Source organism: Streptomyces sp. NPDC051684, assembly GCF_044453445.1.
In the GTDB taxonomy this organism is placed as follows: domain Bacteria; phylum Actinomycetota; class Actinomycetes; order Streptomycetales; family Streptomycetaceae; genus Streptomyces.
In genome coordinates this window covers 36,014-61,312 of the sequence record NZ_JBITCS010000011.1, presented here as the reverse complement: position 1 = coordinate 61,312, position 25,299 = coordinate 36,014, and the positions used below count along the sequence as shown (strand labels likewise).

27 protein-coding genes and 1 pseudogene are annotated in these 25,299 nt (G+C 72.2%); 11 read left to right on the top strand and 17 right to left on the bottom strand.

The window, feature by feature from the left end:
• Window positions 1-207 precede the first annotated feature (207 nt).
• Window positions 208-1,335: a magnesium and cobalt transport protein CorA gene (locus tag ACIA8D_RS15590; protein ID WP_399232323.1), complete on the top strand. Its 1,128-nt coding sequence runs from the start codon at window positions 208-210 to the stop codon at window positions 1,333-1,335.
• 45 nt (window positions 1,336-1,380) lie between these two features.
• Here the strand turns inward: ACIA8D_RS15590 and ACIA8D_RS15585 are convergent, their stop codons facing one another.
• Window positions 1,381-2,013 carry a uridine kinase gene (locus ACIA8D_RS15585; RefSeq protein WP_399232321.1) on the bottom strand — a complete coding sequence of 211 codons (633 nt, stop codon included), beginning with the start codon at window positions 2,011-2,013 and terminating at the stop codon, window positions 1,381-1,383.
• Window positions 2,014-2,057: 44 nt separating this feature from the next.
• On the opposite strand from ACIA8D_RS15585, the gene ACIA8D_RS15580 reads away from it, so the two are divergent.
• The 3 genes from ACIA8D_RS15580 (at window position 2,058) to ACIA8D_RS15570 (ending at window position 4,969) form a co-directional block, all read left to right on the top strand.
• Window positions 2,058-2,774, top strand: coding sequence for a DUF2293 domain-containing protein (locus ACIA8D_RS15580; RefSeq protein WP_399232319.1), 717 nt, complete (start codon window positions 2,058-2,060; stop codon window positions 2,772-2,774).
• 63 nt (window positions 2,775-2,837) lie between these two features.
• Window positions 2,838-3,323: a DUF1772 domain-containing protein gene (locus tag ACIA8D_RS15575; RefSeq protein ID WP_399232317.1), complete on the top strand. Its 486-nt coding sequence runs from the start codon at window positions 2,838-2,840 to the stop codon at window positions 3,321-3,323.
• 83 nt (window positions 3,324-3,406) lie between these two features.
• The gene (locus tag ACIA8D_RS15570) at window positions 3,407-4,969 is read left to right on the top strand and encodes a glutamate synthase subunit beta (RefSeq protein ID WP_399232315.1); all 1,563 of its coding nucleotides are present in this window, start codon (window positions 3,407-3,409) and stop codon (window positions 4,967-4,969) included.
• Between the two features lie 36 nt (window positions 4,970-5,005).
• Here the strand turns inward: ACIA8D_RS15570 and ACIA8D_RS15565 are convergent, their stop codons facing one another.
• Both ACIA8D_RS15565 and ACIA8D_RS15560 read right to left on the bottom strand, forming a co-directional pair.
• Window positions 5,006-5,278, bottom strand: coding sequence for a DUF397 domain-containing protein (locus ACIA8D_RS15565; protein WP_266720810.1), 273 nt, complete (start codon window positions 5,276-5,278; stop codon window positions 5,006-5,008).
• Window positions 5,279-6,148, bottom strand: a complete 870-nt coding sequence (locus tag ACIA8D_RS15560; RefSeq protein WP_399232313.1) for a helix-turn-helix domain-containing protein — start codon at window positions 6,146-6,148, stop codon at window positions 5,279-5,281.
• A gap of 380 nt (window positions 6,149-6,528) precedes the next feature.
• Between ACIA8D_RS15560 and ACIA8D_RS15555 the strand changes: the two genes are divergently transcribed.
• Together ACIA8D_RS15555 and ACIA8D_RS15550 are read left to right on the top strand one after the other, a co-directional pair.
• Window positions 6,529-6,927 (top strand): ATP-binding protein, encoded by a 399-nt coding sequence (locus ACIA8D_RS15555; protein ID WP_399232312.1) that lies wholly within the window; start codon window positions 6,529-6,531, stop codon window positions 6,925-6,927.
• 58 nt (window positions 6,928-6,985) lie between these two features.
• Window positions 6,986-7,462, top strand: coding sequence for a hypothetical protein (locus ACIA8D_RS15550; protein WP_399232310.1), 477 nt, complete (start codon window positions 6,986-6,988; stop codon window positions 7,460-7,462).
• A 21-nt stretch (window positions 7,463-7,483) separates the two neighbouring features.
• On the opposite strand, the gene ACIA8D_RS15545 is transcribed toward ACIA8D_RS15550, so the two are convergent.
• Window positions 7,484-7,666 carry a hypothetical protein gene (locus tag ACIA8D_RS15545; RefSeq protein WP_399232308.1) on the bottom strand — a complete coding sequence of 61 codons (183 nt, stop codon included), beginning with the start codon at window positions 7,664-7,666 and terminating at the stop codon, window positions 7,484-7,486.
• A gap of 192 nt (window positions 7,667-7,858) precedes the next feature.
• Window positions 7,859-8,551, bottom strand: coding sequence for a DUF899 domain-containing protein (locus tag ACIA8D_RS15540; protein ID WP_399232307.1), 693 nt, complete (start codon window positions 8,549-8,551; stop codon window positions 7,859-7,861).
• Between the two features lie 232 nt (window positions 8,552-8,783).
• On the opposite strand from ACIA8D_RS15540, the gene ACIA8D_RS15535 reads away from it, so the two are divergent.
• The gene (locus ACIA8D_RS15535) at window positions 8,784-9,746 is read left to right on the top strand and encodes an endonuclease/exonuclease/phosphatase family protein (protein WP_399232306.1); all 963 of its coding nucleotides are present in this window, start codon (window positions 8,784-8,786) and stop codon (window positions 9,744-9,746) included.
• A 9-nt stretch (window positions 9,747-9,755) separates the two neighbouring features.
• On the opposite strand, the gene ACIA8D_RS15530 is transcribed toward ACIA8D_RS15535, so the two are convergent.
• Window positions 9,756-11,747: an FUSC family protein gene (locus ACIA8D_RS15530; protein ID WP_399232304.1), complete on the bottom strand. Its 1,992-nt coding sequence runs from the start codon at window positions 11,745-11,747 to the stop codon at window positions 9,756-9,758.
• Window positions 11,748-11,884: 137 nt separating this feature from the next.
• On the opposite strand from ACIA8D_RS15530, the gene ACIA8D_RS15525 reads away from it, so the two are divergent.
• Complete coding sequence (locus ACIA8D_RS15525; protein ID WP_399232303.1) at window positions 11,885-12,415, top strand: 2'-5' RNA ligase family protein; 531 nt, start codon at window positions 11,885-11,887, stop codon at window positions 12,413-12,415.
• Here the strand turns inward: ACIA8D_RS15525 and ACIA8D_RS15520 are convergent.
• Window positions 12,409-13,182, bottom strand: coding sequence for a nucleotidyltransferase domain-containing protein (locus tag ACIA8D_RS15520; RefSeq protein WP_399232301.1), 774 nt, complete (start codon window positions 13,180-13,182; stop codon window positions 12,409-12,411). The genes ACIA8D_RS15525 and ACIA8D_RS15520 overlap by 7 nt on opposite strands.
• A gap of 50 nt (window positions 13,183-13,232) precedes the next feature.
• Entirely contained in the window at window positions 13,233-14,693 is a 1,461-nt protein-coding gene (locus tag ACIA8D_RS15515; RefSeq protein ID WP_399232299.1) for an NCS1 family nucleobase:cation symporter-1, read from the bottom strand.
• 146 nt (window positions 14,694-14,839) lie between these two features.
• Here ACIA8D_RS15515 and ACIA8D_RS15510 point away from each other — a divergent pair, with 146 nt between their 5' ends.
• The gene (locus ACIA8D_RS15510; RefSeq protein ID WP_399232297.1) at window positions 14,840-15,505 is read left to right on the top strand and encodes a GntR family transcriptional regulator; all 666 of its coding nucleotides are present in this window, start codon (window positions 14,840-14,842) and stop codon (window positions 15,503-15,505) included.
• Between the two features lie 9 nt (window positions 15,506-15,514).
• Here the strand turns inward: ACIA8D_RS15510 and pip are convergent, their stop codons facing one another.
• The 5 genes and pseudogenes from pip to ACIA8D_RS15485 form a co-directional block, all read right to left on the bottom strand.
• A complete protein-coding gene (pip, locus tag ACIA8D_RS15505) occupies window positions 15,515-16,474 on the bottom strand; it encodes a prolyl aminopeptidase (protein WP_399232295.1) in 960 nt (319 codons plus the stop codon).
• Window positions 16,475-16,514: 40 nt separating this feature from the next.
• The gene (locus ACIA8D_RS15500; RefSeq protein ID WP_399232294.1) at window positions 16,515-17,717 is read right to left on the bottom strand and encodes a nitrate/nitrite transporter; all 1,203 of its coding nucleotides are present in this window, start codon (window positions 17,715-17,717) and stop codon (window positions 16,515-16,517) included.
• A 9-nt stretch (window positions 17,718-17,726) separates the two neighbouring features.
• Window positions 17,727-18,493, bottom strand: a pseudogene (locus ACIA8D_RS15495) (uracil-DNA glycosylase).
• A 30-nt stretch (window positions 18,494-18,523) separates the two neighbouring features.
• Window positions 18,524-20,065 carry a YfcC family protein gene (locus ACIA8D_RS15490; protein ID WP_399232292.1) on the bottom strand — a complete coding sequence of 514 codons (1,542 nt, stop codon included), beginning with the start codon at window positions 20,063-20,065 and terminating at the stop codon, window positions 18,524-18,526.
• A complete protein-coding gene (locus ACIA8D_RS15485; RefSeq protein WP_399232290.1) occupies window positions 20,062-21,438 on the bottom strand; it encodes a M20/M25/M40 family metallo-hydrolase in 1,377 nt (458 codons plus the stop codon). Before ACIA8D_RS15485 ends, ACIA8D_RS15490 begins: the two co-directional genes overlap by 4 nt.
• Window positions 21,439-21,578: 140 nt before the next feature.
• On the opposite strand from ACIA8D_RS15485, the gene ACIA8D_RS15480 reads away from it, so the two are divergent.
• Window positions 21,579-22,043, top strand: coding sequence for an RNA-binding S4 domain-containing protein (locus tag ACIA8D_RS15480; RefSeq protein ID WP_399232288.1), 465 nt, complete (start codon window positions 21,579-21,581; stop codon window positions 22,041-22,043).
• A gap of 128 nt (window positions 22,044-22,171) precedes the next feature.
• Here the strand turns inward: ACIA8D_RS15480 and ACIA8D_RS15475 are convergent, their stop codons facing one another.
• Both ACIA8D_RS15475 and ACIA8D_RS15470 read right to left on the bottom strand, forming a co-directional pair.
• A complete protein-coding gene (locus tag ACIA8D_RS15475; RefSeq protein ID WP_399232287.1) occupies window positions 22,172-22,585 on the bottom strand; it encodes a DoxX family protein in 414 nt (137 codons plus the stop codon).
• A gap of 105 nt (window positions 22,586-22,690) precedes the next feature.
• Window positions 22,691-23,371, bottom strand: a complete 681-nt coding sequence (locus ACIA8D_RS15470) for a methyltransferase (protein ID WP_399232285.1) — start codon at window positions 23,369-23,371, stop codon at window positions 22,691-22,693.
• Between the two features lie 143 nt (window positions 23,372-23,514).
• On the opposite strand from ACIA8D_RS15470, the gene ACIA8D_RS15465 reads away from it, so the two are divergent.
• Window positions 23,515-23,820 carry a DUF6343 family protein gene (locus ACIA8D_RS15465; protein WP_399232283.1) on the top strand — a complete coding sequence of 102 codons (306 nt, stop codon included), beginning with the start codon at window positions 23,515-23,517 and terminating at the stop codon, window positions 23,818-23,820.
• 6 nt (window positions 23,821-23,826) lie between these two features.
• On the opposite strand, the gene ACIA8D_RS15460 is transcribed toward ACIA8D_RS15465, so the two are convergent.
• Both ACIA8D_RS15460 and coaE read right to left on the bottom strand, forming a co-directional pair.
• Window positions 23,827-24,189, bottom strand: a complete 363-nt coding sequence (locus tag ACIA8D_RS15460; protein ID WP_399232281.1) for a tetratricopeptide repeat protein — start codon at window positions 24,187-24,189, stop codon at window positions 23,827-23,829.
• A gap of 479 nt (window positions 24,190-24,668) precedes the next feature.
• Window positions 24,669-25,277: a dephospho-CoA kinase gene (gene coaE, locus ACIA8D_RS15455; protein WP_399232279.1), complete on the bottom strand. Its 609-nt coding sequence runs from the start codon at window positions 25,275-25,277 to the stop codon at window positions 24,669-24,671.
• Window positions 25,278-25,299 lie beyond the last annotated feature (22 nt).

The window sequence follows — 25,299 nt, the reverse complement described above, 5'->3', positions numbered from 1 at the left end:
GACCGATCATCCCAGCCCAAACGTTGAATACGGGATATTGCGCAGCGGAGCGGAGTATTCCGTTCCCACAGGGCTGGACACGCCGTCGGTGACCGCTGGCAGACTGACCCACCAAGTCGTCTCCGCGCCAAAGAACGCGCCAAGGAGCGCGCCAAGGACGCGACGAGGGCAGGACGGAGAGCGGACGGAAGCCAGGAGGGGCCGAGCATGTCGATGGCGGGCAATCTGCGGAAGGTCGGCGGTCTGCGCAGGGTAAGCAGCCTGCGCAAGGTCGCGCGGCTCGCGCGGCGCACGCCCAGGGTCGACCTGAGCCACCCGGCGCGCTCCCCGCTGGGCTCCGCGGTGGTGAACTGCGTGACCTACCGGGAGGGCGTGCGCGAGTCGGGCGACAGCGACCTCGTCGAGTCGGTGCGCGCGGTGCGCAAGGCCGCGGACGGGTTCGTCTGGCTGGGGCTGCACGAGCCGTCGGAGCTGGAGTTCGCGGACATCGCCGAGCTGTTCGACCTGCACCCCCTGGCCGTCGAGGACGCGGTGCACGCGCACCAGCGGCCCAAGGTGGAGCGGTACGGGCAGACGCTCTTCGCGGTGCTGAAGACGGTCTGCTACGTCGACCACGCGGAGCTGACCGCCACCAGCGAGGTGGTGGACACCGGCGAGATCATGGTGTTCCTCGGCCAGGACTTCGTGATCACGGTGCGGCACGGCCGGCACGGCTCGCTCGGCCCCGTGCGCGAGCGCATCGAAGCGGACACGGAGCAGTTGGCCAAGGGCCCGGCGGCGGTACTGCACGCGATCGCGGACAGCGTCGTCGACGACTATCTGACAGTGATCGACGAGGTCCAGGCGGACATCGACGAGGTCGAGGCGGACGTCTTCGCGCAGAACGGCGCGAAGGCCGACCCCGGCCGGATCTACCAACTCAAGCGTGAGCTGCTCGAGTTGAAGCGTGCCGTGGTGCCGCTGTCGCGGCCGATACAGGAGCTTTCGGGGCGCCCCTTCCCCGCCGTGCCGCCCGAGATACAGGCGTACTTCCGCGATGTGTCGGACCACTTGCTGCGGGCGGCGGAGCAGATAGCGTCCTTCGACGAACTGCTCAACTCGATCCTGCAGGCCCACCTGGCGCAGGTGACGGTCGCGCAGAACGAGGACATGCGCAAGATCACGGCGTGGGCCGCCATCGTGGCCGTGCCGACGATGGGCTGCGGCGTCTACGGCATGAACTTCACGTACATGCCTGAGCTGCACTGGCGGTTCGGCTATCCGCTGATGATGTCCGTGATAGCGGTGATCTGTTTCGTGGTGTACCGGGGGTTCAAGCGCAACGGCTGGCTGTGACCCGCACAGCGCACGCGGCGCACGCGACCGTACGGGGCTGAGCGGTCACCCGCTCCACGCCGGATGGCGCGGGTCGTCCGCGCGCACGACGACGTCGGCGCTCGCGGCGGGCCCGGTCTCGGAGTCGTAGCGCTCGAAGGCCGGGAGCGTCCACTGCTCGGGCTCGGGGGTGCGGCGCCGCAGCGCGCCCTGCGACAGGCTCACGTGCACGGTCAGATCGAAGGGGAACCAGTGGTGCAGCAGCAGCGGGCCGTGCATCAGCAGCACGCCGCCGGGCGGGAGTTGGACGTAGCCGCTGCGGGTCGCGCGATCCGTGACCGGGTCCCACAGGTCGGGCAGGACCCGGCCCGTGCCGTCCGGTTCGAGCGGTCCGAACACCTCGCGCCACAGCGCGCCCGTGTCGAACCAGCCGCTGTAGTACGCCTCGACGTCCCGGTGCCCGTACTCGAACCGGAGCGAGGCCGGGCGCAGAAAGCCCTCGGTGCCGACCGTGAGCGAGGACCGGCCGCGGGTGCGCAGGGCCTCGGAGACCAGCGCGGCGAGCTCGCCGGGGCGGGCGGCTGGCGCCCCGTCGAGGGCGACCTTCAGCCACGGGCCGCCGTCGGCCGGCTTCAGGTCGAGCAGCCGCTCGGCGAGGGCCTCGCCGAGCCGTTCCCAGGTGATCGCTTCGAGTCGCACGCCCTCCATGATGCAGGGGACGTCCGGGCGGGCATCACGCTCGTATGACCAGAGCCGCCCCACCGCAGGCCGCGCGCGGCCCCCTCGTCTTCCAGCCGGTCAAGCGCAAGCGGTGCGGCGCCTGCCGGCGGGGGCCGCTCGGGCTGCTGACCCTGGAGGGCGGGCAGCCCCGCTGTCTGGACTGCGCCGACCTGGGGCACCTCGTGTTCCTGCCGCGCGGGGACACGGCGCTGACCCGCAGGGCGCGCGAGGAGAGCGCGCTCTCGGCCGTCGTCGTGCGCTTCCACCGAAGGCGCGGGCGGTACGAGCGGCAGGGCGTGCTCGTCGAGGAGGCGGCACTCGCGCGGGCCGAGGCGCCCTGTCTGGCGGACGCGGAGGCACGGGCCCGGCGGCGGGCGCGGGACGCGGCGCGGCGGGCGGCGCAGGACGCGGTGTTCGTGACGGAGTTCGCGGCGCGGATCCTGCTGATGTATCCCGGCTGTCCGGCGGACCGGGCCGCGGCGATCGCCGCGCACGCCGGGGTGCGCGGGAGCGGGCGGGTGGGCCGGAGCGCGGCGGGGCGGGCGTTCTCGCAGGGCGCGGTCACGGCGGCGGTGCGGGCCGCCGTGCGCCATGTGGACACACCGTACGACCGCCTGCTGATGGCGGGCCTGCCCCGCAGGGAGGCCCGGTCGCGGGTGGCCGAGGAGGTGGCGGCGGTACTGGACGCGTGGCAGGTGCTCCACAGAACCGCCACAAGCGGCACCGTTCGCTCAATGTAATCGTGAAATCACTGTCCACAACCGACAAACTGCGGCATGATCGCTCTCAGACAGGGGGGACGCATGATCGAAGGTCCGTATTTCGCGCTGGTCGTACTGGGAGCGGTCTGGTGCGGCGTGAGCTCAGGGGTGTTCATCGCGTTCTCCACGTTCGTGATGCGCGGGCTCGGCGCGCTGCCGGCCGCACAGGGGATCGCCGCGATGAACTCCATCAACATCGCCGCCCTCACGCCGCCGTTCATGATCGTCTTTCTCGGCGCGGCGGTGCTGTGCGCGGTGATCGCGGTCGTGACGTTCCTGCTCTGGCCCGATCCGGGCGCCGTCGAGCTGCTGGTGGGCTGTGGGCTGTATCTGGCAGGGTCCTTCGGCGTGACGGTCCTGGCGAACGTGCCGCGCAACGCGGCGCTCGCCGGCCTCTCCGGCGACGAGGAGTCCGAGAGCGCCGCCGCGCAGTGGCGGTCGTACCTCGTCGAGTGGGTGCGGTGGAACCATGTACGGGCCGCGGCGGGCGCCGCCGCCTCCGCGCTGTTCGTGCTCGCCCTGACGTGAGCCGGAGCGGCCCGCGCCCACCCGACGTATCGTGACGAAAAGAACCGGAGCACCGGCAGGAGTCACGGCGTAGGGAGACGGCCATGGCCGACCCCAAGGGCTTCCTCAGCACGCCCCGGCAGGAGGCACCGCGCCGCCCCGTCGGGGAGCGGGTCCGCGACTGGGACGAGGTGTACGTCCCCGGCGGTCTGCTGCCGATCGTCGAGGCACAGGCCGACCGCTGCATGGACTGCGGGATCCCGTTCTGCCACGAGGCGTGTCCGCTGGGGAACCTGATCCCCGAGTGGAACGACCTGGTCTCGCGGGACGACTGGCGGGCGGCGAGCGAGCGGCTGCACGCAACGAACAACTTCCCGGAGTTCACCGGCCGCCTGTGTCCGGCCCCGTGCGAGGCCGGCTGCGTCCTCGCCATCAATCATCCCACCCGCCTCCCACCACCACCCTCAACCGGGCCCCTGCGGGCCGCCCCTCCTGCTCCAGTGACCATCAAGAACGTCGAGGTCGCCATCGCCGACCGGGCCTGGGACGAGGGCCTCGTGTCCGCGCAGCCGCCCGAGCGGCACAGCGGCCGCACCATCGCCGTCGTCGGCTCGGGCCCCGCCGGGCTCGCCGCCGCGCAGCAGCTGACGCGGGCCGGGCACACCGTCGCCGTGTACGAGCGGGACGACCGGCCGGGCGGGCTGCTGCGCTACGGGATCCCCGCGTTCAAGTTGGAGAAGCGACAACTGGACCGCAGGCTCGACCAGTTGGCCAAGGAAGGCGTGCGATTCCGTACCTCGACGGAGATCGGCCGGGACCTCGGGGCCGCCGACCTGCGGTCCCGCTACGACGCCGTGGTGATCGCGGCCGGCGCCACGGCCTGGCGTGAACTCGACGTGCCAGGGCGGGAGTTGACCGGAGTCGAGCAGGCGATGGAGTACCTGCCGTGGGCCAACCGCAAGTACGAGAACGAGACGCGCGCCGCGCAGGAAGAACAGCCGGATCCGCTCTCAGCCACCGGCAAGCACGTCGTCATCGTCGGCGGCGGCGACACCGGCGCCGACTGCCTGGGCACGGCGGTCCGCGAACGGGCCGCGTCCGTCACGCAGTTGGACATCTACGACAGGCCGGGCGAGGCACGCGACGAGGACGTCGAGCCCTGGCCGACGTACCCGAAGCTGTACCGGCTCTCCGCCGCGCACGAGGAGGCCGGTGAGCTGCGCACGGCCCCGGCGGCCGACGCGGACGCCCGGCTCTTCGCCGCCTCCACGCTGCGCTTCACCGGGGACGCGGCGGGGCACGTGCGGGAACTGCATCTCGTGGAAGTGGACGCGGGGCGCCGGCCGCTGCCGGGGACGGGGCGGACGCTGCCCGCCGATCTGGTGCTGCTCGCGCTCGGCTTCCACGGGCCCGAGCGCCGGGCCGGCGGCCTCATCGACCAGTTGGGCCTCGATGTCGACGAGCGGGGCCGGCTCGCGCGGGACGCCGCGTTCTCGACGGGCGTGCCCGGCGTGTTCGTCGCGGGTGACGCGGGGCGTGGCGCCTCGCTCGTGGTGTGGGCGATCGCCGAGGGCCGGGCGGCGGCCGCCGCGGTCGACCGCTGGCTGACGGGGCGCACACGGCTTCCGGAGCCGATCGGGGCGCACGACCGCCCGATGACCGTCTGAGCGGACCGCCCGCTGAAACGGCCGGCCCGCGGTACGTCACGAGAGCAGAAAGTCCGCGGCCCCCGACTTCGCTCCCTCGATGAACGCGGTGATCTCACCGATGGTGTAGATCAGCGCGGGCCCGTCCGGGTCCGAGGACTGACGTACGGCGACGCGCCCGTCGGCCAGCTTCATGGCTTCGAGGCAGTTGCCCCCGTTGCCACCGCTCCAGGGCTTGTGCCAGCCCTCGCTGCCGAGTTCGCGCGCCGGCATGCCGTTGTAGATCGGCTCGCCGTCGACGCCTCGTATTCGGTCCTTGATCGAGTCCATTCACAGCTCCTTGCGGAGATCACGGAGGATCTCCTTTGTGCGTTGCGCCGTCGCGGCATGCGCCGCCATGCGGTCCATGACTTCGAGGTGGGTGGCCACCTCGGGGCGCGCGTCGAGATAGACCGCGCCTGTCAGGTACTCGCTGTAGACCATGTCCGGCAGTTCTGACATGGCAAATCGGAACAGGACGAAGGGGCCGTACGTGCCCGGGTGCGGGCCCGCGGCGAACTCCGCGACCTGAAGCGTCACGTTCGGCAGCTCCATCGCCTCGAGGAGCCGGTCGATCTGGCCACGCATCACGTCCGCGTCGCCGACCGGGCGGCGCAGGGCGGTCTCGTCCATCACGACCCACAGACGGGGCGCGTCCTCGCGGGTGAGCAGGTTCTGGCGCTGCAGGCGCAGGGCCACGTGCCGCTCGACCACGTCGGGGTCCTCGGCCAGGGCCCGCCCTATGGCGCCCGACTCCAGCACCCCGCGCGCGTAGTCCTCGGTCTGCAGCAGGCCCGGCACGAAGTGCGGGTCGTACGACCTGATGAGCCGGGCCGCGCCCTCCAGGCTCACGTACATCGAGAACCAGCCGGGCAGGATGTCGTGGTAGCGCTGCCACCAGCCGGGCTTGTTCGCGTCCTCCGCGAGCTGCACGAAGGAGGCCGCCTCGTCGTCGGCGACGCCGTAGGCCTTGAGGAGCAGTTGGACGTACGGGATCCGCAGCGAGACCTCGGCGGTCTCCATGCGGCGGATCGTCGCGGCGGTCACGCGGAGTACTTTCGCGGCCTCCTCGCGCTTGAGCCCGGCGCCCTCGCGAAGGTCCTGCAGGCGGCGGCCGAGAACGACCTGGCCGACCGTCGGAGCGGACCGGGGTTCGCTCACGCCCCCTACCTCCCAGTAGTCCTGATGTCTGAATCCCGCCACTTCACACCGCGAGAAAAGGTCCGAAAGACGTCCCTCACCGGCCGTTTCCCTGCGGTTCACCCATGATTGAGGCCGCGTGGCGCACTGCTGCGAGCAGTCTGCCATGCCCGCTCCACACGGCATACGCCACTCTGCACTTTTCAGAGTGGCCCTTGCCAAGTGTTCATGGCGGGGAGATAGTGGCAAGCGTGACTCCGTCTGCGCCTTTAGGAACAGAAGCCGGCGAAACTACGCTCGGTGACCGTTCGGGTACCCCGGCTGGGGCCCACCCGTCGGCGGTCCGCCGCAGCAGTTTCGAACTGGCTCCCCATCCGGGCTCCGCCGCTCAGGCCCGGCGCGTGACGCGCACTCACCTCAGTGCGTGGGGCGCGTGCGAGGACACCCTGGACGCGGCGGCCCTCGTCGTGTCCGAACTGGTCACGAACGCGATCGTGCACACCGCGAGCCGGCGCATCCACTGCGAACTGCGCGAACTGCGCGACGACGCCGGTGACCGGCTGCGGATAGCGGTCAGGGACGAGGGCTGCATCCCCGGCGACGCGCGCGCGGGCCGTGTCGCGCCCGAGGAGGAGCACGGCAGGGGGCTCCTTCTCGTGGCCGCGGTCGCCACGGCGTGGGGCGCCCAGGAGACCGGGCCCGGTCTCCTGGTCTGGGCCGAACTGCCCCGCGACGAAGAGGCTCCGCAACCGCCGGGCCCCGTCCCGGGCGCCTCGGACGGCGCCGGATGGGCCTGGTGAACGTCCGCTCCTGCCGGACGGCGGGCGGAGGAACGACGAACGTGCGAAACGGGATCGGATGGGCGTGGTGACAACGGGCAAGCGGACGATGCACTTGAACTCGCTGGCCGGACTGGCCCGGAGGCGTCGCCCCCGGCATCCGGAGCACGCGGACGCGCCGCGTGCGGGCCGCGCCCGGCCCGTGCGGCTCAGCGTGCCCGCGGGCATGACCGCGCCGCTCGGCTGCGACGCCGTCGCCGTGCCCGAGGAGTTCGGCCGGGCGATGGCGAAGCGGCTGCCGCGCATGGGCTGTGTCTACGCGGACGGGGCGCACTGGTGGTGGCTCGTGCCCTCGGACTCCGATGTGTCCCTGGAGTGGCCCGCGCCCGCGGCCTACACGGCGGGCGCCCTGGTGCGCGATGCCCCGCGGGCCCCGTCCCTCGTGCACTGCCCGGAGGATTCGGTGCCGTACACGCCGCCGATTCCGCTGTACCTCGCGCTGTGCCGGGTCACCGGGACCACGCCGGTGTGGTCGCGCTCGGTCGGCGCCTCGTAGGTCCCGGTTCCGCCGCGGGCGTCAGCCCACCGGATCGGCGGCCGGCTCCCGCACGATCACCAGGAACGCGTCCGTCGCCAGGTCCATGACCACCTCGGCCGGCTGGCCCTCCTGACGGCGCCGGCTCGCGTACTCCTCCGCGGGCCAGGAGCCGCGGGGTCCGCCCGCCGGGAAACGCTGCAACACCACTCGTCCGTTGATCATCACTTGTCCCTGCCCCCGTGATCGTGCCGATGTGCGGCGCCCGATGCGTCCTGGCGCTTCATGAGGGAGAACGTTGACAGGGGCGGTTCCGGCTCGCAACGTGACGAGAATGACACCGGGTTGAGACGCGGTCAGGTCGTCCGTGCCGAGACTTCCGGCGGCTCTCAGCGGGTCTCGGTCGAGGTACTCGTCTCAGTCGAGGTATTCGTCGTGGTAGCGCACCCGCGCGCTGCCCGCCGGGGCGCCGAGGGCCGACGCGCGCCCCGCCGGTTCCTCCCACTCCTCCTGGCGGCCGAGGGCGGTGAGGTCCAGGAGGTTCGTGGTGAACCCGATGTGGTCCATGCCGCGGGCGAACGTCGAGTACGTGTGGAAGACCCGCTCCCCCTCGCGCAGGAAGCAGCTGATCGCGGGCTGCTCCTGCGGGACGCCGTCCTCGCCCACCACCGTGGCACCGAAGTCCAGGTTGAAATCGCTGAGATGGGACGAGTACCAGGGCACCGTCCACCCCATCCGCGCCTTGAACGGCAGGATCCTGGTGAACGGCGCGCGGGACACCGCCGCGAACTCCGTGCCACGGGCCCGCAGATGCGCCAAGTGCCCGATCTGGTCGAGGAATCCGGAGCAGCTGCGGCAGCCCGCGTCCCAGTCCGGCGCGAACATGAAGTGGTAGACGACCAGTTGGGGGCGCCCCTCGAACAGGTCGAGCAGCTCCGACTTCCCGTCCGGGCCCTCGAACACGTACGACTTGTCGATCTCGACCATGGGCAGCTCGCGCCGCCGTGTGTTCAGCGCGTCCCGCGCGCGGGTCGCCGCCTTCTCCAGGGCGAGCAGTTCCTCGCGAGCGGCGCGCCACTCCTCGCGCGTGACCACCTTCGGCAGCCCCATGGTTCCTCCTCCGGTCGTGTCTCTCGTCAGGGGTGACCGGGTGCCGGTGCGGAACTCATCGCTGCGGCGGAAGTTTTTCTGAACAGGCCCTGATTTCCTGTCGGGTCACCGATTCCCCGACGGGTCCCTGGACGGGTCCCTGATTTTCTGCAGGAGCGCTGTCCTCCCCGCGGGGCCGCTGGGACGCTGCCCGCCCCGGCCCGTCCGGGCCGGCCAGAGGACGGAGCACGCCATGCTCGTCGGAACCTGGAACCTGGAGAACCTCTATCGCCCCGGCGGCCCCTACGGCCTACGTGACAAGGCCGCTTACGAGGCGAAACTCGCCTCGCTCGCCGCCACCGTGAACCGGCTCCGGCCGACCCTGCTCGGCGTCCAGGAGGTCGGCGACCCGGCGGCGCTCGACGATCTCGTGCAACTGCTCGACGGCCGGTACCGGGTGACGCTGTCGGAGTATCCGGACGAGCGCGGGATCCGGGTCGGCTTCCTCAGCGACGTCATCGTGAACGTGGTCACGGACACGGCCGCGTTCCCCGAGGCCGTGCGCCCGGTGCAGGTCGACGACAGCGGCAGGACCGCGGACCGGGCGGGCCGGGGCGTGCTCGCCGTGCACTTCTCGACCCGGGCGACCTGGCTCACGGCCGCCGTCTGCCACCTCAAGTCGAAGCTCCTCGGCTACCCGGGCGGCCGGTTCGTGCCGCGCAACGAGGGCGAACGGGCGCGCTACGCGGCCTACGCGCTCCAGCGGCGCGCGGCGGAGGCGGCGACCGTGCGCGCCCTCGCGGACACCCTCGTCGGGGAGGACGGCCGGCGGGAACGCGTCGCGGTGCTGGGCGACTTCAACGACGAGGCGGCCGCGGCGACCACCCAGATCCTCCAGGGTCCGCCCGGCTCCGAGATCGGCACGCCCGGCTTCGACCACGCCGACAAGGGCGACGTGAAGCGGCTGTGGAACGTGGCGCCGCTGATCCCGGAGGAGCAGCGCTACTCGCGGGTGCACGCGGGCCACCGCGAGCTGATCGACCACGTCTTCGTCTCGCACGAGCTGCTCGGCCACGTGGTCCGCGCGGGAACGGGCGCGCCGCATGAGGAGGACGCCGCGCTCGAACCGCTGCCGTCGGTGGGCGCGGATCCGCAGGACCGGCGGGACGCGACGGGCTCCGACCACGCGCCCGTCTGGATCGACCTGCGGCCGTAGCTTTGGGGCCTAGGCGGCGAGTTCCGCGAGCAGCACGTCGATCCTGCGCGCGTGCTGCTCGGGCACCCGCCCGGTGTCGTCGACCTGGACCGCGCACGCGGTGGTCGCGTCGACGAGCCGTTCAAGTGCGACCGTCACCTGCCGCGAGCCGTCCGAGTGCCGCGCGAGCACCGGCAGTTCGGCGGCGGCCAGGTCCGCGGCGGCCCGCGCCTGCGCGAGCGTCCGGTACGCCTCGCGCCGCAGCGCCCACCGCCCGTGCCGGTCGACACCCGCCGCGCCCTGTCCGGACTCGCTGAGCACATGCCGTACGTAGGCGTGGGCGGCGTCGTGCGCGACGGCGAGCCGCACCCGCACCCCGCCCCCGCGGTGCCGGCCCGGCAGCGGCAGATGCCCGGCGACCAGCACGATGGCGCAGGCGAGCAGCGTCTCGGTGATCCGGCCCCAGGACGCCTGCGGTTCCCCGCCGACCATCACCAGGGACAGTACGAGGACGGTGACGACGGCGGTCTGCGCGGCGAAGTGCCGGGTGGCGACGGGGATCAGCGCCCCGCAGGCGGCGACGAGCGCGACGAGCCCGAGGGGGTCGGGCAGCACGGCGGCGAGCCCGGCGAACAGGACGGCCCCGGCCACGGTTCCCGCGGCCCGGCACAGCGCGCGCGAGGCGAGCGGCCCGAGGTCCGGCTTGACGAGGAAGACGGCGGTGGCGGGCAGCCAGTACCAGTGCAGCGGGTGCAGGGCCTGGGCGACGGCGGCGCTGGCCCCGAAGGAGAGCCCGACGCGGACGCCGTACTCGCGCCCGGCGGGCCCGACGGCCCTGCGCAACACACCGCGCACGGACGCGCGCCCGCCAAGCCCCGCCTGGGATTGAGACGCGGGCAATTCAAGCGGCATTTCAAGCCCCGCCGACGATTGAGATGCGGGCATTTCAAGCCCCGCCGGCGATTGAGGCGCGGGGTCCGGGGCAGAGCCCCGAGACGTCGGCAGCGGTGCCGGTGTCGCGTCCGCAGGGCTCCGCCCCGGCCCCCGCCGCTCAGCCGCCGCAGGCGCATGCGCACCGTTCCCGTCGAACGCCTCGGCGGCCCGCAGCAGCGACTCGTCGAGCGCCCGCAGCCCCGCGTCGGCGCGAGCGGGAGCGGGCAGCGCGCCCGGCGCGTCCCCGGACCGCACGGCGGCGGCGAGCCGGCGCGGCCCCTCCGCGGCCCGCGCGGGCACCGGCTGCCCGGCCCAGGCGAGCGCGGTGGCGGCCTCGGCAAGCGGGAGGGCGGCGGAGTACTGGCGGCGCAACCGCAGGGACGCCTCGGAGCGGCCGCGCCGCAGGGCGTCCTGCGCCTGGTCGAGGGCGGCGGTCAGCGCGACGCGGCGGGCCTGGGCCTCGGGGCCGCCGACGGCGTCGAGCAGCCGGGCCACGGCTTCGTACACGGAGGCGACGGCGGCGCGCTCGCCGTCGTAGAGGTAGCCGAGCCCCTTCGTGCGGACGTTCACGCGTACGGGAGAGGGCAGCAGCAGCCGCAGCAGGATCAGCCACGCGGCGCCACCGGCGAACAGCAGCGCACGCTGCCAGCCGGGTTCCGGCAGCGGCATCCCGGCGCCTATGGCGACAGTGACGAGGAACTGGGTCCCGGCGGAGGACGCGACGGGCCCGACGGCACTGAACGCACCGCCCACCAGCCCGAGCACCGCGAAGAGGCAGGCGATGAGCGCCCCGGTCGGCAGCGCGCCGCCGACGAAGCTGCCGACGGTCATGCCCAGGGCGCCGGCGAGCGCGGGCCCGCCCAGCCGTGACACGGCGGCGAGCCGCGGCCCCGGCCGGTCGTTGACCCCGGCGAGCAGCGTCCCGAGCGCGAGCAGCACTCCACTGGAGGGCCGCCCGGCGGCGACGGCGACCAGCAGCAGCGGCCCGCCTGCCAGGGCCCCGCGCACGACGGCGGGCCACGGCACGGGCGCGCGCTGGGCGCGCAGGGCGTGGCTCAGCCAGGGCGGAAGTGAAAGGGGGCGGCGCATGACGGTGGGCAGACTCCTGTCCTATGAGCACGGAGGGGTGCCGGACGCCGTCGGCCAGCCTGAACTGGTCTGTCAAGAGTAAGCGGGGTTGTTGGAGGGGAGGAAACAACGAGGTTTCCGGAATGTGACACTTGACCGTGCCCACGAACACCGCCGACGAAGGCTGGCCGGACCTCCCCGGTGACACGGCCCTGACGATTCACGTCCCGGAGGCGGACGCGCTGGTCCACACTCCGTCGCGGGCCCACATCACGCTCCTGTACCCGTTCCTCCCGCTGGAGCGGATCACGCCGGAGGCGGACGACTGCCTGCGCGCCCTGTTCGCGGCAACGCCGCAGCTCGCGCTCACCTTCCCCGAAGTACACCGCTGGCCGGGCGTGCTCTTTCTGCCCCCGGCCCAGGCCGACCCCCTCCGCGCCCTGACGAAGGCGATACGGACACTCTGGCCGGAGGCGGTCCCGTACCGCGGAATCTTCGGCGACGAGGGCCTCGACCCGCACCTCACGCTGGCGAGTGGCGCGGGCACGGACGACATCCCGGAGACGGAGTTCACGGGGGCGCTGCCGCTGCACGCGCGCGTGGAGTCGGTGAGGCTGATCGTGACGGACGGCGCGGGCACGGGGTGGCGGGACATCCGCTCGTACCCGCTGGGGCGCCCCGGCTACTGAGCGTCGGCGACGGCCCGCGCCAGCAACTCCCGTGCCCGGTCGACGAGTTCGCCGAGCGGGATCGAGGGGTCGGCCAGCAGCTGGTCGATCCCCCGCAGCCCGGCCCGCTCAAGGAGCCGCTTCTCGTTGGTCACCCACTCCCCGCGCGCGGCGAGCACCGCGTGCCCCGCCTGCATCGCGGCGCCTGCCACGGCCCCGAGGACCTCGGTGCGCCCGCCGAGGGGTGCGTTGTTCCCCTTCGCGTACTCCAGGGTGATCGAGGCGCGCCCCCACCACACGTCGGGGGCGGCCTTGCGCAGGGCGACCGGATACCCGTCGGGCCTCGGCGCCGCGCCGCGCAGCACCCGATTGACGGCGAGCTCGGCGACGACGAGATACGACGGAATCCCGGCGAGGTGGAACATGAGCGGCTCCCAGTGGAACCGCCCGGCCTCCGCCTCCCTCAACTCGTGCTCGACGACGTCGAGATCCCGGTAATGCACGTCCACGCGCCGCCCGTCGACGCTCAGCCAGGCCCCACCATTGAAGACGCCCCCGCCCCAGCCACCGATCTCGGAGACCTCGCCCTCCCACCCGACGTCCCGCAGATGCCGTGGCGCGAACAGCTCCTCGCTCCCCCGGTAGTACACGGCGGTGTCCCAGTCGCTCGCGGCGGTGTGCGTACCTTGGGCGCGTGACCCGCCGAGGGTGACGGCGTGCACGCCGGGCAGGGCGTCGAGCCGGTCGGCGAGGCGGTCGAGGAAGACGTCATCGGTGGTCTCGGACATGCGCCCACGCTAGGCGAGCCACACCTTCTGCGTCAGCCAAGAATTCGGCGTCAGACCTCCAGTGCCGCCGACTCCGCCCGCTCCCGCCTGCACACCACCCCGTACAACCCCGCCCCCGCCGCCGTCCCGATGAACCACGAATACGCCGCCACCGAGTCGAAGTACGGGACGAGGGCCAGCACCACGGCCAGTGCCGCCGACGGGACGAACGCGGCCAGAGCCTTCGGGTTCACGCCGTGCCAGTAGTAGTACCGAGACCCCGGCCGTGCGTCGAAGAGCGCCTCCGTGTCGATCCGCCCCCGCTTCACCCAGAAGTAGTCCAGCATCAGGATCCCGAACAGCGGCCCGAGGAATGCCCCGAGCCCGCCCAGGAAGTAGTTCACGACGTCCGGGTTCGAGTACAGGTTCCACGGCGTGACCAGCAGCGCCAGGACCGTCGAGATCGCGCCGCCCACCTTGAACGTGATCTTCTGCGGCCAGACGTTCGCCAGGTCGTAGGCGGGAGAGACGAAGTTGGCGACGATGTTCACGCCCATCGTGGCGATCGCGAAGGTCAGCGCGCCGAAGACCAGGACCCAGGTGTTGCCGATCTTGGCCACAAGGAGTGCCGGGTCGGTGATCGCCTCGCCGAAGACCTCGACGCTGCCCGCCGTGACCACAACGGACAGGACGACAAAAGCGGTTGAGTTGATGGGCAGGCCCCAGAAGTTGCCACGGCGCACCGTCTTGTAGTCCGGCGCGAAGCGGGAGAAGTCGCAGAAGTTGAGCATCAGCGTGCCGTAGGTGGCCAGGATGAGGCCGATCGCGCCGAACCACTGGCGGAACTGTTCGCCCGTCGACACCGGGTGCGGTGTCGACGTCAGCGAAATCGTCCAGCCGGCCTTCGCCCAGATCCAGATCGCGAGGGCGAGCATCACCACCCAGATCGCGGGGCCGCAGAAGTCCTGGAACTTGCGGACCGACTCCATGCCGCGCGTGATGATCAGGGACTGGACCAGCCAGAGGAGGAGGAAGGACGCCCAGCCCAGCGCGTGCAGGCCGAGGAATGAGTGTTCCGTCCACGGCTTCGTCCCGGGGAACGCCGCGAGCACCATCACGTTGACCGCCACCGACGCCAAGTACGTCTGGATTCCGTACCACATGATGGCGATCACGGCCCGGACGAGCGCCGGGATGTTCGCTCCCCAGACGCCGAAGCTGATCCGGCTGACGACCGGGAACGGGACGCCGTGGCGCTGGCCGATGCGGCCCATCGCGTTGCAGCCGACGTAGATCAGGACGAAGCCGATGAGCAGCGAGGTGAAGACCTGCCAGGCGTTCAGGCCGAGCACCAACAGGCCTGCGGCGAACGTGTAGTTGCCGAGGTTGTGGACGTCGGACATCCACAGGGCGAAGAGGTCGTAGACCTTCCATTTGCGCTCGCGGGCCGGCGCCAGGTCCGCGTTGGTCAGGCGCGGGTCGGGCGGCACGGGGGTGGTGGTCCTGGGGTGCACTGGCTCGGCCACGGACATGGCGGTCCTCCGGCAGGGAGATTTGGTATACCAATACCGCGCGATCGTCCCGCTGCCGACCCCGTCCGGCAATGTCCGTGCGGTTACATCTCCGTAAACCCACCCCGCTCTCCCTGCCGCCCGGGGACATCGACGAAGATGGACCCATGACGACGGCAGGATCGGCGGAGCCCCTGGGCGCGGTGCGCGAGCGCGTGCTCGCGGCCCTGCGCGAGGACATCATCGGCGGGCGCCGGCGGCCGGGCGACCGGCTCGTCGAGCGGGAGCTCGCCGACCGGTTCGGGGTCTCCCGGGTGCCCGTCCGCGAGGCGATCCGCGCGCTGCTCGCCGAGGGCTTCGTGACGTACGAGACGCCCCGCAGGGCCGTCGTGCGCACCCTGACCCGCACCGACGTCACTGAACTGTACGAGCTGCGCGAGGCCTTGGAGGTCTACGCGGCCGGGCTCGCGGCCGAGCGGGCCACCAAGGACGACCTGGCGGAGCTGGAGGGGCTGCTCGAACGCGCCACGCGCGCGACGCGCGAGGGCGACGCCGAGACCAACACCGACGTCAACTCCCGTTTCCACGACCGGCTGTTGGAAATGGCGCGCAACGAACTCATCGTCTCCGTGATGCAGCCCGTCAGCGGACGGCTGCGCTGGCTCACCCGGCGCGCCGAGGAATGGTCCCAACAGCTGGCCGAGCACCAGGAGTTGTACCAGGCGATGGCCGGCGGCGACGCCGAGCGGGCACGGGCGGTCGCCCTCACCCACGTCCGCACCAACTACCACTTCACCGTGCGTCATCTCTTCGAGGACGAGCCCACCGCGTAGCGCCGGCTGTCAGGCGCCGCGCCCGCCGAACCGGTCCAGGGCCGTGACCAGTTCATCGGCGATGCCGGGCGCGCCCGCGTTGTGGCCCACGTCGTCCACGACGATCAGCTCGGCGTCCGCCCAGCCCTGCGTGAGCCGCCACGGGATGCCGAGCAGATTGCCCAGGTCCACCTTCCCCTGCACCACCACCCCAGGAATCCCTTTGAGCAGCGGCAGGTCGCGCAGCACCGTGTCGGGGCCGTCCAGGAAGTGGTTGCGCCCCCAGTAGTGCGTGACGGTGCGCGCGAAGCCGTACCGGAAGTCCGGGTCCTGGTAGCGGGGCACGGAGCGCGGCGGCTGCGAGACGCACGCCGTCTCCCAGTCGGTCCAGGCGAGCGCCGCCCGCTCACGCACGGCGGGGTCGGGCGACTCCAGGAGCCGGTTGTACGCGGCCGCGAGGTCGCCGCCGCGCTCCCCCTCGGGCAGCCCGTCGAGGAACGCGGCGAACGCCTCCGGGAACACCGCGCCGAGCCCCCGCGTCAACAAGTCGACTTCTTCCTGGCTGCCCGTCGCCAGGCCCGTCAGGACCAATTCGGAGACGGACTCCCGGTGCGTCTGCGCATACCGCAGGGCCAGCACGGACCCGAAGGACACGCCCCACACCAGCCAGCGCTCGATGCCGAGGTGGGCGCGGAGCAGCTCCAGGTCGGCGATCAGCTTCGGCAGCGTATTGACGCTCATGTCGGTGTCGTACGCGCTCGCCGGCGGGGTGGAGCGGCCCGCGCCGCGCTGGTCGAGCAGCACGATCCGGAAGCGCTCGGGGTCGAAGAGGCGGCGGGTGAAGGGCGTGGCGCCGGAGCCGGGCCCGCCGTGCAGCACGAGGGCAGGCTTGCCTTCCGGGTTGCCGCAGGTCTCCCAGTGGATCCGGTTGCCGTCGCCCACGTCCAGGAGGCCGTGGGCGTACGGTTCGGCAGGCGGGTACAGAGGCATCCGGCGAACCTACTACCGGTCCGCCGCCCGCCGCCCCGGGTTAATGGACCTTGATGCTGCGCATTCGCCCGTAGGCGTACACACAGCCCGCGAGCGCCAGGTCGGACAGCAGCATGAAGCCGATGGAGTACGAGTTCTGCGCACTGTAGATCGCGCCCATGACCAGCGGCGGGACGAAGCCGCCGAGGCCGCCGATGGCGCCGACGATGCCGGTGACCGAGCCGACCTGGGACGGTGGGGTGACCTGGGCGACCAGGGCGAAGACGCTGCCGCTCGCGGTGCCGAGGCCCGCGCCCATGACGAGCATGTCGATGGTGCCGCCGGGGGCCAGGTGCGGGTTGAAGGCCTGCACGATGGCGAAGAGCGCGACGACCGCGAGCGCCCAGGCGGTGACGACCGCCGGGTGGATCCGGTCGGAGAGCCAGCCGCCGATCGGCCGGAAGATGACGGTGACGAGGGCGAAACCCGCGGCCTTGGTGCCCGCGTCGATGGGGTCGAGGTCGTACCAGGTCTTCAGGTACGTGGGCAGATAGGTGCCGTACGCGACGATGCCGCCGAAGCCGATCGCGTAGAGCGCCGACAGTTCCCAGGTCACCCGCAGCTTCCCGGCCTGGCCGAGGCGTTCGCCCAGCGTGGTGGTCGGGATGGTGCGGCCGGGGTGGTCGCTGATGAGGAACCAGCCGACCACTGCGAACGCGGCGAGCGCGATCGCGACGATGTAGAACGGCAGGTTCTCGCCGTGCTTGGCGATGCGCGGGGTGAAGTAGCCGGACAGCGCGACGCCGCCCATGCCCATGCCGAAGATGCCGACCGCCGCGCCGCGCTTGGCGGGCGGGAACCAGGCGTTCACCAGCGGGACGCCGATGGCGAACGTGGTGCCGCCGAGCCCCAGCAGAAAGCCCACGAGGACCATGGCCAGATAGGAGTCCCTGGCCACCGTCACCAGCAGCACGGGGATGATCGTCGCCGCTGTGACCAGCGGGAACATTAGCTTGGCGCCGAATTTGTCGGTCATGGCGCCGACCGGGATCCGGCCCAGCGAACCGACGATCACCGGCACGGCGACCAGAAAGGACTGTTCGAACGAGCTGAGTCCCAGGGACTCGCCGAAGGCACTGCCGAGCGGGGCGATGAGGTTCCAGGCCCAGAACGTGAGCGCGAAGCCCACGGTCGCCACGATGAGGTTGCGATAGGCCGCCGCGGGCGGCTTGGGCGTCGTCTCCTGCGCTGTCTGTGCTGCCACACCGCCACGCTAGGAAGCGGGCGGGTCGCGGTCCTCCTGAGCTGGGCCGAACGGGTGCAAACCAGCCGCCTGCGCCGCGTCCCGCAGCACGCCGCGCAGCATCTCGGGAGTGAGCCGGCCGGTGAAGGTGTTGCGCTGGCTGACGTGGAAGCAGCCGAAGAGGGCGAGCCCGTCGAGGTCGACGCGGGCGCCGTGCCCGAAGGCCGGGCGCGGGCGCGGCACCTCCCAGCCGGCCTCCGCGAACGCGGGCAGCGCCGCCTGCCAGCCGAACGCGCCGAGCACGACGACCGCGCGCAGGGTGGGCCGCAGCAGGTGCAGCTCCTGGACCGGCCAGGGGCGGCAGGTGTCGCGCTCGGCCGGGATGGGCTTGTTCGCGGGCGGCGCGCAGTGCACGGGCGAGGTGATCCGGACGCCGTGCAGGGTCAGCCCGTCGTCGACGCTCAACGCGTCCGGTCGGGAGGCGAGCCCGATGTCGTACAGGGCCCGGTAGAGGACGTCGCCGGACCGGTCGCCCGTGAACATCCGGCCCGTGCGGTTGGCGCCGTGCGCGGCGGGCGCGAGGCCGACGATCAGGAGCGACGCGTCGTGCGGACCGAAGCCGGGCACCGGGCGCCCCAGTACGTCCAGTCGGCGAAGGCGGCGCGCTTGGTGCGCGCCACCTCCTCACGCCACTCGACGAGCCGCGGGCAGGCCCGGCAGTCGCTGATCCTTCCCCAAGCTCTCGAACAGCCTCGAGCAGGGGAGACCCCATTGTCGAGTTCGCCGAGACCGTCCATGCACTCGACGATAGGGGCTGGACTACGGGGCTATGTGAACGCGGCCCCCAGCGCGACGAACACACAGATCAGCACGAACAGGATGGCAAGCAGCGGCCACACGAACCGCAGGTACTTGTCGTAGCCGACCTTGGCGAGGGCCACGCCGCCGATGGTGACGGCGGTCGTCGGCACCCACAGGTTCATCCAGCCGCTGGCCGCCTGCCACGCGGTGACGACCACCGCGCGCGAGACGTCCGCGAAGTCGGCGAGCGGCGCGAGGATCGGCATGGCGAGGGTGGCGTGCCCGGACGTGGACGGGATGAGGAAGGCCAGCGGCAGGTTCACGAGGAAGACGATGATCGCGAAGACCCCCGACGAGGTGCCCTTCACGACCCCCTCGATGGCGTGCAGCACCGTGTCCGTGATCTTCGAGTTGTTCATGATCACGGTGACGCCGCGGGCCAGCAGGATGACGAGCGCGGGCGAGACGAAGTCCGCGGCGCCCTGGATGATCGTCGAGCTGAGCTTCTGCTCGCCCATCCGCGCGACGAGCCCGATGAGCACGGCCGCGACCAGAAAGAGGGCCGCCAACTGCGGGAAGGACCAGTCGAGTTCGAAGCCGTACGGGGTCGCGTCGGCGTCTCCGGTCAGGGCGCTCGCCCAGGGCACCACCGAGAAGATCATGAAGGCGAAGACGAGCGCCGTGGCGATCAGAACGCCCTTGTGCAGTCCGGTCAGTTCGGGAACCCCGGCCGCCTCGGTGGCCGTCTCGTCGAGGTCCCGGTCCCCCGGCAGGAAGCCGGAGATCGAGCGCTCCGGATCGCGCCGCACGCGCTTCGCGTAGCGGATGACGTACGCGATGGTGACCGCGGTCAGCACGATCCACATCACGAACCGCAGCGCGATGCCGTCGCCGAGCGAGATATCGGCGGCCGACGAGGCGACGCCGGTCGCGAACGGGTTGACGGTCGAGCACAGCACGCCGACGCCCGCGCCGAGGATGATCGCGCCGACCGCCGTCATCCGGTCGTAGCCGAGCGCGAGCATCAGCGGCACGATCAGCCCGTAGAACCCGAGCGTCTCCTCGGCGAAGCCCTCGACCGTGCCGAGGACGGAGAAGACGGCCATGACACCCGCGATGAGCAGCGCCCCGCGCTCGCGGAGCCGGTGGGCGAGGCGTCCGATGCCGCGGTCGAGGGCGCCGGTCGCGAAGACGACGGTGATGAAGGCCCCGATCGTGAGCACGAACAGGAAGACGCCCGCACTGCCGTACAGATCACCGGAGTTGTCGGGCGAGACGAGGGCGGTCTTCGGGTCCTGGATGCCGTAGAGGCCGTTGACCGGGGCGAGGAACAGGTCGTTCAGGCGGTCGACGAAGGACTGCCCGGAGTCGACGCGCTGGTACGTGCCCTCGACGGGCGCGCCGTCACTGTTCCTGTCGTACTCCCCCGACGGGATCAGGAACGCGAGCAGCCAGATCGCGATCGTGACGACGGCGAGGACGGTGAGGGCGCTGGGGAAGGTGAACTTCTTCTTCTCCGGAGGCTGTTCGGGCGCCTCGGTGGTGTCCGTCGGGCCAGCGGTGCTCATGCGCCGCTCCGGAAGTCGGCGGCGTACTCCCGCACGAACGCGCACATCGCGACGACCGTGGCGTGCAGTTCGGAGAACAGGACGCGTTCGTTGGGGGCGTGCAGATTGCAGAGGTTGTCCTGGGCGCCGAAGAGCAGCACCTCGGCGCCGGGCGCGGCCTGCGCGAGGCCGTTGACCAGCGGGATGGAGCCGCCGGTCGCGACGTACGAGGCGTCGGCGCCCCAGGCCTCCTTGAGCGCGGCGCGGGCGGCGCGGTAGGCGGGGCCGTCGGTCGCCGCCTCGAAGCCGGGCCCGGTGTCGCCGGGGGTGACGGTGAGGGCGACACCGAAGGGCCGCAGCGCGCGCAGATGCCGTACGAGGAGTTCCTGGGCCTCGACCGGGTCCTGCTGGGGGTGGAAGCGCAGGTTCAGTTTGGCGCGGGCGTGCGGGACGACGGCCGAGGCGGCGCCCGCCACGCTCGGTGCGTCGAGGCCGATGACGGTGATCGCGGGGCCGCTCCACAGGCGCTCGCCGAGGGTGCCGCTGCCGAGCAGCGGGAGGCCCTCCTCGACGCCGGCCAGCTCGCGGAACTCCTCGTCGGTGTAGCCGGCGCCGGTCCACCGGTCGCGGCGCAGCCCCTCCACGGCCACGTCCCCGTGCACGTCGTGGAGCGTGGACAGGGCCTTGAGGAGGACGAGCAGGGCGTCGGGGGCCGCGCCGCCGAACTCGCCGCTGTGGCGGGCCTCTTCGAGCGTGCGGACCTCGACGGTGACCTCGGCGGCGCCGCGCAGGCCCGTGGTGAGGGTGGGGGTGCCGGGGCGGAGGTTGCCGAGGTCGGCGATGACCATGGCGTCGCAGGCGAACCGGGCCGGGTCGCTCGGCGGGTACGCGTCGAAGGCGCTGCCGTACTCCTCCTGCCCCTCGAACACGATCTTGACGCCGACGGGTGGGCGCCCGCCGAAGGCGCGGAGCATACCGAGGTGGGCGATGACGTTCGACTTGTCGTCCGCGATGCCGCGGGCCCGCAGCCCGCCCTCGATCTCCGTCGGCTCGAAGGGCGGCGACTTCCACAGGCTCTCGTCGCCGGGTGGCTGCACGTCGTAGTGGGAGTAGAGCAGGACGGTCGGAGCGTCGGGCGTGGGCGGCGGGATCTCGCCGAAGATCACCGGGGCGGTGTCGGGCAGGTCGAGGGTCTCGATCTGCTCCACGCCCGCGTCCCGCAGCAGCCCGACGAGCACGTCGTGGGCCTCGCGCACCGGCTCCGCCGGGTAGCCGGGGAAGGCGACGGAGGGGATGGCCGCGAGCCGCTCCAGGTCGGACCGCAGCCCGTCCATCAGCCGGTCGACCGCCGCCCGCGGGTCACCGTTCGGGTCGATGGCATCCATGCCGTCCATGTCTTCATGCACCCCTCGCTGTCGATTACGCTCCTTTCGCCCGGATTATCCGGGGAGGGTGGGGGCAGTTCGGCCGGGGCTCGCCGAGGCGTGCGACAACGGGTTCGGGGCGCGGCCCGCGCGGGACTATCGTCGGACGCATGGCATCGCAGACACCGGGGACACCTCAGGCGCCGGACGGGTCGGGCGGCGGCGGCAGCGTGCGGGTCGACAGCTGGATCTGGGCCGTACGCCTGGTCAAGACGCGCTCGGCGGGGGCCGCCGCGTGCAAGGGCGGGCACGTCAAGGTCAACGGGACGAGCGTCAAGGCCGCCCACGCGCTGCGGATCGGGGACGAGGTGCGGGTGCGCAGGCCCGGCGAGCGCGAGCGCCTGGTGAAGGTCACGCGCCTGATCCGCAAGCGGGTCGGGGCGCCGGTCGCCGCCGAGGCCTACGTCGACAACTCCCCGCCGCCGCCCCCGCGCGCGGTCGTCGCCCCGGTCGGCGTCCGCGACCGCGGCACGGGCCGCCCGACGAAGCGCGACCGCAGGGAACTGGAACGCCTGCGCGGCATGTTCGGCCAGGGACCGGGCACACCGGAGCCCCCGGCCCCCGGCCAGGACTGAGCCGAGCCCACCATCGTGGCGCCCTCGGCTCGGTCCTGCCCGGCGTCGGGCCTGTCCCTTTGGCCGGGCCTGCCCGGGAGCGAGCCTGCCCCTTGATCGGGCCTGCTCGGGATCGGCCCTGCCCAGGATCAGTGCCGGAGCAGCGCGGCCAGCTCCCGGTTGCGCCCACGGCGTGTCCACGCCAGGGCGATGAGCGGGACCAGCAGGATCACCGGTGTCGCCGCGTTCTCCCCGGCGAACGCCACGACCTGCATGAAGAACGCGCCCACCATCAGCACGCTCAGGCCGAGTGCCGCGAGACCGGAGAGCGCGGGGACCAACAGGCCGACGGCTCCCGCGACTTCGAGCAGCCCGATGGCGTACATGCCGGGGCGGCCCCAGCCGATGCCGTTGAAGGCCTCGACGGCCGTGGGGTGCGCGATCAGCTTCGGCAGGCCGCTCGCGATCCCGTAGAACAGGGCGAGCAGCACGGTGACCGTGTGCAGCGTGATCCGGGCGGCGCGGGAACGGACGGGTGCGACGGCCGCGGCGGCGTTCGACATGACGGGCTCCTCGATGACGAAGGGGGGCGCGGCCCGCACGGTGCGGTGCGCTGTCACCGATACAGACCGGGCCCGCCTGCCGAACTCATCGCGCCCCGCCCGCCGTTACACCGGCACGGCCCGCACCCAGCTGCCGTTCTCCGTCAGCACCCGGTCGATCTTCAAACCGGCCTGCGCCAGGGCCTGTTCGAACTCCTCCGGACTGAGCGGGCGCACCCGGTACGTCTGGGTCCACACCGCGTCGGGGAACACGTACTCGACCTTCACCGAGCGCACCCCGTCGTCTCCCACCGGCTCCGAGTAGAGCTTGCGGATGGTGAGCCCGCCGGGCCTCGTCACCTCCCGCGGCAGGTTCTCGTGCGCCCCCGCCGGCTCGCGCTGGATCAACACACAGCCGTCGTCGGCGACATGACGCCGGCACGCGGCGAGCATCCCCTCGCGCACCGCCGCCTCGCCCGTGTGTACGAGGATCGACCCGAGCAGCACCACGTCGAACGTCTCGCCGAGGTCCAGCTCCTCGATGGCGGCGCGCACGGTGCGCGCGCCCCTGACCCGCTCCAGCATCTCGGGCGACTCGTCGACCGCCGTCACCGTGAAGCCGCGCTCCACGAGCGCGTGCGTCACACGGCCGACCCCGCAGCCGAGCTCCAGCAGGCTCGCGCCCGCGGGCACGGCCCCCGCCACGACGTCCGGCTCGTCCTCGACCACAAGCCGCGAATACAGCTCCACGGCACAGCCGTCGGGCGTGATCGCCCCCGGTCCCGTGCCCTCGTATCCCGTACGCATCTCAAGACCCATGCCGGCCCAACGAACCGCCCGCCCGCGCCGTTCCCCGCCCACGGATCCCGCGTGGCACCCTGGAAGGGAGGCCGCGAAAGGGGTGCTCGAGCGCCCCCGCCCGTCGCCCACGCGCGGAGGGGATGGTGACCATGGACCGCACGCATCCGCATCGCACGCACCGGCCGCACCCGGCGCACTTCGTCCGCACCGGTGACGAGCCGGTCACCGCCCGCAGCCCGCTGCGCCTGCGGCTCGGGCTCGCGCTGTTCGGGCTCGTGTGGACGGTCTTCGGCACCGTCGCGTTCCTGCTGGCGCACCGCCCGGGATGGGCGCTGGCCTGCGGAATCCTCTGGCTGATCACGACGGTCGACCTGTTCATGATCCTGCGGCACATCCGGCAGGGCCCGCACTATCAGCCGGGCCGGGACGTCCCGCCGTACCGCAGGGCGCGGTAGCGCCCCTCAGTCGTCGAAGCGCGCCGCCGCCAGGTACTCCGGCTGCGGGTCGAGCGCGGCGGCGAGGCGGAAGTGCTTGCGTGCCTGCCGCGGGCGCGACCACCGCTCGTACGTCCTGGCCAGCGCGAAGTGCGCGAACGCGTTGTCCGGCTCGCGCTCCAGGACGATCGTGAACTCCAGCTCCGCCGCCCGCAGTTGCGCGGCGGCGAAGAACGCGCGGGCCCGCAGCAGCCGGGCCGCCGTGTGCTCCGGGTAGACGGCGAGCACGTCGTCCAGAAGCTTCACCGCTCCGCGCGGATCGCGCGCGGCCAGGAGCTGCTCGGCGGCGCGATAGTCGATGACGTGTGTCTCCGGGGTGGCCTCGGGCACGACGAACCTCCTCCTGGTGTCGACCAGGTCAACACCGTGGACCGTAAGGCCTATTCCTTCCCGCCGCCCTTGGGCGGAACACGCGGCGCGATCAGCGCGAGCTGCTCAGGGACACCGTGAGCACCATGCCGACGAGCACCAGCAGTGCTCCCGCGATCATGAAGGCCCGGTCGACCCCGGGCCGTTCGCCGCCGAGCAGCACGGTCTCGCGCGGGTCCTCCGTGTCGTACGCGACGCTGACGACCCCGCCGGCGGGCAGCGGTCGCCGTTGCTGGGCGGCACGGGCGAGACGACCTCCACGACCCGGCCGTCGCCCGTCTCGAACTGGAGCAGCGGCCGCTCGGACCCCGGTTGCGGCGGTTTGACCAGGGCCTGCGCGATGTTCCCCGCGCTCTGGACACGACGACCGCGCTGCAGTCCGTAGGCGCCCGCGATGAGCGCCACCAGGCCGCCCAGCGCGGTGCAGGCGGCGAGAACGATCACGCGGTCGCGGCACGCGCCCGGCGCGCCAGCTCCGCCCAGACCTCGTCGACCCGCTCCGTCAGCCGCTCCAGCGGTACGTCGTTGTCGATCACGATGTCCGCGATCTCAAGGCGCTTCTCGCGGGTGGCCTGCGCGGACATCCGGGCCCGCGCGTCGTCCTCGCTCATGCCGCGCAGCCTGGTGAGTCGGTCGAGTTGGGTCTCGGTGCTCGCGTCGACGACGATCACGAGGTCGTAGAACGACGCGAGCCCGTTCTCGGTGAGCAGCGGCACGTCGTGGACGACGACGGAGTCGGGCCCAGCGGTGGCCTCCAGCTCGGCGGAGCGGGTGCCGACCAGCGGGTGCACGATCTTGTTGAGGATGGCCAGCTTGTCGGCGTCCGCGAACACGACCGAGCCGAGCCTCGGCCGGTCCAGGCTCCCGTCCGGCGCCAGCACCTCGTCGCCGAACGCCTCGGCGACGGCCGCGAGCCCCGGCGTTCCGGGCTCGACGACCTCGCGCGCGATCCTGTCGGCATCGATCAGCACGGCCCCCCGCTCCACGAGCAGCCGCGACACCTCACTCTTGCCGGCACCGATTCCGCCGGTCAGCCCCACCTTCAACATAAGCGGAAGCTTAGGGCCTGCC